Source organism: Mesorhizobium sp. M7D.F.Ca.US.004.01.2.1 (assembly GCF_003997785.1).
Lineage (GTDB): Bacteria > Pseudomonadota > Alphaproteobacteria > Rhizobiales > Rhizobiaceae > Mesorhizobium > Mesorhizobium loti.
Genome location: NZ_RZRQ01000362.1, coordinates 1 through 5,452 on the forward strand (window position 1 = coordinate 1; position 5,452 = coordinate 5,452).

The window sequence follows — 5,452 nt, forward strand, 5'->3', positions numbered from 1 at the left end:
GTGCTGGTGGTGCCGCATGCGGGTCCGCTGGTCACCACCTTCAAACACGTGCTGCTCGCCTGGAACGGCAGCAAGGAAGCGGCGCGCGCCGCCTTCGACGCGCTGCCCTTCATCATCGAAGCCGAGAAGACCGACATATTGGTCATCGACCCCCCTGAAACGCTCGACGACAGCCCAGAGGCCGCCGGGGCCGAAATCGCGTCCGCGCTATCGCGCCACGGCGCCACCGTGAGCGTCTCGGTGCAGCGTTCGGGCGGCAATTCGATCGATGACATCATCCAGACCAGGATCGCGGAGACCGGCGCCGACCTGCTGGTGCTCGGCGCCTACAGCCACTCATGGCTGCGCCAGCTTCTGTTCGGCGGCGTGACGCGCACGGTGCTGCGCACCGCGCCGGTGGCAGCCTTCCTGTCGCGCTGATGCCTGTCGCTCAAAAAAATGGCTCCGGTTTTGAGACAACGACATGCATGCAAGCAGAGACTTGAGGCGCGTCGCATGAATCCGTTTCGACGCGATACGCTTTAAGTCCACAGTGATCACTCAGGCCTGCCCTTGCCAAGGCCCCTGCTCTTGCCAAGACGGGGGCTTTCCGGCTAATTCCGCGCGCATTCCCCTGTTTTCTTGCGCGCGATCCCCGCGTGCTGCGGAGTGCGCGACATGTCCCTTCCCGAAAAAGCCTTTCCTGTCTCCTGGGACCAGTTCCATCGTGACGCCCGCGCGCTCGCCTGGCGGCTGGCCGGTGCCAACAAAGGGCAGTGGAAAGCGATCGTCTGCATCACGCGAGGCGGGCTGGTCCCCGCGGCGATCATCTCGCGCGAACTCGGCATCCGCGTCATCGAGACGGTCTGTGTCGCCTCCTATCACGACTATACCAGCCAGGGGCAGCTGCAGGTCCTCAAGGAGATCACCCCTGCCCTGCTCGCCGAAGACGGCGCCGGCGTGCTGATCATCGACGACCTGACCGACACCGGCAAGACAGCGGGCATCGTGCGCGCGATGATGCCCAAGGCGCATTTCGCCACCGTCTACGCCAAGCCGAAAGGCCGGCCGCTGGTCGATACTTTCGTCACCGAAGTCAGCCAGGACACCTGGATCTATTTCCCGTGGGACATGGGCTTCACCTACCAGAAGCCGATCGCCGACGACCACGCCGGCTGATTCGCAACAACCTGCCTGTTACATACCAGCAGCTTGCACCGGACATGATTTGCTTTCGCAAACGGGCCTGGCAGGCCAGATATTTTGTGAAATCGACGCCTATTGGTGGAAATCGCCAGGGAGAGTGAAATTTTTTACTTTTATTGCTGATAATTAGCCGTAAGATTCGTGAGGCGGCAAACGATTCTGGGGGCTGGGGTTAGCTTCTCCGATGTTGACGAGGCCAACGACGCACAACCATCTGGTCGAAAGGGTCCGGCGACTCTTCGGCACCGCACCCTGTCGCCTACAGGTTGCCGCCCTGCCTTGGCGCGATACCGGGAACGGCGTCGAGATCATGCTGATCACCAGTCGCGATACCGGTCGCTGGGTTTTGCCCAAGGGCTGGCCAGAGGCCAGGGAGCCGCTCTGCGAGGCCGCAGCGCGCGAGGCCGGCGAGGAAGCCGGGCTGCGCGGCAGTGTCTCTCATCTCGAAGCCGGCCGTTACTTCTACGCCAAGGTACTGGCTTCCGGCGAAGAAGTGCCGTGCGAGGTCCTGGTGTTCCCGCTGCATGTCGACAAGATCGCCGACCGCTGGAAGGAAAAACACTCCCGCACCCGCAAATGGGTCAGTTCCAGCGAAGCGGTGCACATGATCAACGAACCTGATCTTTGCCAGATTATCGCCTATTTCTGCGCCGACCCGCACAGCTTTCCCTAAACGGGATTGGATGGCCGCACCGCGCGCCCAAGTTGTAAACCAGTTCGGCTTGCAAGGCGCGATACGCATTTGCGCATCAACGTGAATGCTTTGCTAAGGAATCAAAGGTAGGATTCGGCAGCTCTGGTATTTTTCAGCGATGTCGAACCCTGCAAATCCGATTCCGAACGTGTCCGACGAGCCCCAGCGCGAGCATCGTCCGCGTGTGCTCAAGGGCGGGTCAATCATTACCGGAATTTCGAATTCGGAAGTCGGTTGCACGCTGCGCAATCAGCACGAAAGTGGCGCCGAACTGAAGATACCGCTCGAAGCCCGGGTTCCCGATCACTTTCTTCTCTATGTGCCGCTCGACGGCATTGCCTATCGGTGCGAGGTCCGCTGGCGGCGCAACGACCGCATCGGGGTGCAGTTCACCAGCACCGAGCCAAAACCCCGGCTGCATTACGGCTGATCCTGCCGGGACCTGGGGTTGGCAAGCCGACCACCAGCCAATCTCGAAAACATCAAGCTAAATTAGCGGCTATGGCTGGCCGTTCCGCCAACCCAGACGCGTTTCAATACGCCCGGCGCTCAGTTTGACCAGCGCAGCCAGGTCCGGGTTCTTTTGTTTCAGCTTCAGGTCGGGAACGACGATCGAGATCGTCGCGCGACAGGCTCCCAGATTGTCGCGGATCGGAGCGGCGATACAGGCGACTGAAAAATCGGATTCGCCGGCCTGGATCGACAGCCCCTGCGCCAGCGTCGCTGCGGATGCCTTGGCAAGCACATTCTTGTCGGTTTCGGCGCGCCCCGTCGGCGAGGCCGTCGCCGAGCGGGCGAAGATCTCCAGACGCTCGGCTTCCGGCAAATGACCGACCAACAGCCGGCCCGAGGCGGTCCAGTTGAGCGGCGTGCGCGTGCCGACGCGCGACGTCACCTGGAAATGATCCTTGCCCTCTTCCATGGCGAAGACGACCATGTGGTCGCCATCGCGACCACATATCTGGACGGTCTCTTTCGAATTCTGGGCCAGTTCATGCATTTCCTGCACCGCAACGTTGAGCAGGTCGAGGGTGCGGGCATAGGTCAAGCCATATTGATATAGCCGCGGCCCGAGCCACAACAGGCCGCCATCCTTGCGGTCCAGAAGCTCCTTCTCGACCATGTCGTCGACAATGACATAGATGGTCGACAGCGGTGCGCCGATATCGCGCGCGATCTCATAGGCGGTTGCAGGCCGTCCCTGCCGCTGCAGGCAATCCAGAATCTGCAACGCACGGTCAATGCCGCTGGTACGCGACCGGCGCGGCTCTGTAGCGACCTTGGTGCTGCTCAGGTCTCGATCGGTTGTCGTCGTTGCCATGAGGCCTCGGGGTTCATCGCGCATGGTTGTCACAGGGCAGTAGCATGGCGGCAGTCAATCCGGCCAGTTGAGGATTGCCGCCTCGCTGGCGAGGACGCGCTCGTTGAAAGGCGTCGCGATGATCTCATTCGACTTGCGCGCAATATCGAGTTCCTCGCCAAGTCGGGCAGCCACGACGAACTCTTCGTCCGGATGAAGGTTGCAGGGGTCGAGAAGGAAATAGCCATGCTCGACTTCGTGGTCGCGCACGATCACCGGCCGGTCGCCGGCGGCCAGACGATCGGCGAGATCCCATGCGGTGATGCGGGCCTGTGCCGGATCGATCGTAAGCTTCAGGCGGTCGAGCGGGTTGTTGGTCGGATCGGGCTCGATGCTGACATTGACGCCAGCCCGCCCTTCAAGCGTCTGTATCCAGCAATCGAGCGCCCTGCGTTCGCGGGCACGAATGGCGTCATGGTCACGCACCTTCCAGGCCTGAAGTGCCGCGAGCGCCCCGACGATGCCCTCCTTGCCCACCTTCATGCCACGGCCGATGCCGCGGTTCTGCAGGTAGACGTTGCGAACTCTTTCCTTCGGCCCTGCGACAATGCCGGAGGTCGGGCCGCCAAGGAATTTGTGGCCGGAATAAAGGACGAGATCGGCGCCGGTTGCGAGAAAGCCGGTGAGATCATATTCCGACGCCGCATCGACGATGACAGGCACGCCACGCGCGTGCGCAACCTCGGCAAAGATCGCCAGCGGTATCTGGGCATAGTCGACCACATGATGCGAAACGACAAAGACCGCCGCCGCGGTGCGATCGGTGATGGCACCAGCCAGATGATAGGCCGAGGCGCTGGTCGCCTGGCCAACCGGGACGACCTTGGCGCCGGTCAGCCGGATCGCCTGTTCCACCGGCGCACCATAGGAGATCATGTGCCCGGACTGGATCAGCACCTCGTCTTTCAGGCCTGATGTGTCGGGCAGCCGCTCGATCGCCCAGAGGTTCGGCCCGGTCATGCAGGCAGCCACGGCAAGACTGATCGCCGCCGAACAGGAAGCCGTGATGAAGCCGGCTTCGGCGCCGGTCAATTGCGCAATGACGGCACTGGCACGCCGATGCAGGTCGCCCATTTCGACGAATTCGCCGAGGATGGCGGAGACGGCCTCGACCGCTTGCGGGACGACGATGGAGGCACCAAGCGAGGTCATCGTGCCGGACACGTTGATGACGGGCCTCAAGCCCAGCTGGCGGCGGATGTTGTCGGGTCTGTTGTGCTTGGTCATGTCCTGTCCTCAGTCGATCGCTATGACGGCTTCGATCTCGACGGTGATGCGGCCGGGCAAGGAGCCATGGCCTACCGCTGAACGCGCGTGGATACCGGCTTCCTGGAAAACATCGATAAGCAGGTCCGAACAGCCATTGATGACAGCCGGATGGTCGGCAAAGTCGGGTGTCGCGTTGACCATGCCGAACAGCTTGACCACACGCCGCACACGGCGCAAGTCGCCCAGGGCCGCGTGCATGACGGCGATCAGGTTAATGCCCGTCAGCCGGGCATGGGCATAGGCCTCGTCAATGGTGACGTCGGCGCCGACCTTGCCGGTATGGAGCCGGCCATCGGCTTCGCTCGGTCCCTGGCCGGACAGGAACAGCAGCTTTCCCTCCTGGACGTGGGTAACAAAATTGGCGATTGGCGACGGCGCCTCGGGCAACGTTATGCCAAGCGCCGAAAGCCGGCTGTAGGGCGTGCTGTCCGGATGCTTGAACAGCTCGGAAAAGGTCATTTCAAACTCCAGTCAGACATTTTTTCATTGTGGCGGATGCATGCCACGTGATGTCCGCCGCCGACAGGCTCGACCGGCGGCACGGTTTCAGCGCAGGCCGCGATCGCTTCCGGACAGCGGGTGCGGAAGACGCAGCCGGAAGGCGGATCGATCGGGCTTGGAATGTCGCCATGCAAAGGTATGTGCGAGCGGCGCCGCGTCGGGTCCGGCACTGGCGCTGTCGCCAGCAGGGCTTTCGTGTAGGGGTGGCGTGGCGCGGCATAGACAAGGCGGCTCGGGCCGCGCTCCATGACGCGGCCGAGATACATGACCACCACCTCGTCGCAGAGATATTCGACCACCGAGAGGTCATGCGCGATGAACAGCAGCGTCAGGCCAAGCTTTCTTTGCAAGTCGCCGAACAGATTGAGCACCTGTGCCTGCACCGAGACATCGAGCGCCGAAACCGGTTCGTCGGCGACGATGAATTGCGGCTCGACGGCGAG

General features: G+C 62.3%; 8 protein-coding genes. 4 read left to right on the top strand and 4 right to left on the bottom strand.

Annotated elements, in window-relative coordinates; translation table 11 throughout:
• The 4 genes from EN993_RS30325 to EN993_RS30340 form a co-directional block, all read left to right on the top strand.
• Window positions 1–420 (top strand): universal stress protein (locus EN993_RS30325; protein WP_164757906.1); only part of this gene is annotated, 420 nt, incomplete at its 5' end.
• A 237-nt stretch (window positions 421–657) separates the two neighbouring features.
• Window positions 658–1,158 carry a xanthine phosphoribosyltransferase gene (gpt, locus tag EN993_RS30330; protein WP_057145797.1) on the top strand — a complete coding sequence of 167 codons (501 nt, stop codon included), beginning with the start codon at window positions 658–660 and terminating at the stop codon, window positions 1,156–1,158.
• A gap of 211 nt (window positions 1,159–1,369) precedes the next feature.
• Window positions 1,370–1,858 carry an NUDIX hydrolase gene (locus EN993_RS30335; protein WP_109669793.1) on the top strand — a complete coding sequence of 163 codons (489 nt, stop codon included), beginning with the start codon at window positions 1,370–1,372 and terminating at the stop codon, window positions 1,856–1,858.
• Between the two features lie 139 nt (window positions 1,859–1,997).
• Complete coding sequence (locus tag EN993_RS30340) at window positions 1,998–2,309, top strand: PilZ domain-containing protein (RefSeq protein WP_127265617.1); 312 nt, start codon at window positions 1,998–2,000, stop codon at window positions 2,307–2,309.
• Window positions 2,310–2,378: 69 nt separating this feature from the next.
• On the opposite strand, the gene EN993_RS30345 is transcribed toward EN993_RS30340, so the two are convergent.
• From EN993_RS30345 to EN993_RS30360, 4 genes are all read right to left on the bottom strand, one after another.
• A complete protein-coding gene (locus EN993_RS30345; RefSeq protein WP_126069270.1) occupies window positions 2,379–3,200 on the bottom strand; it encodes an IclR family transcriptional regulator in 822 nt (273 codons plus the stop codon).
• A gap of 54 nt (window positions 3,201–3,254) precedes the next feature.
• On the bottom strand, window positions 3,255–4,466 hold the full coding sequence (locus EN993_RS30350) for an aminotransferase class V-fold PLP-dependent enzyme (RefSeq protein ID WP_127265618.1): 1,212 nt from the start codon (window positions 4,464–4,466) through the stop codon (window positions 3,255–3,257).
• A 9-nt stretch (window positions 4,467–4,475) separates the two neighbouring features.
• Window positions 4,476–4,967, bottom strand: a complete 492-nt coding sequence (locus tag EN993_RS30355; protein ID WP_127265619.1) for a RidA family protein — start codon at window positions 4,965–4,967, stop codon at window positions 4,476–4,478.
• A partial coding sequence (locus EN993_RS30360) for an ABC transporter ATP-binding protein (protein WP_164757907.1) occupies window positions 4,964–5,452 on the bottom strand: 489 nt, incomplete at its 5' end. The genes EN993_RS30360 and EN993_RS30355, both read right to left, overlap by 4 nt.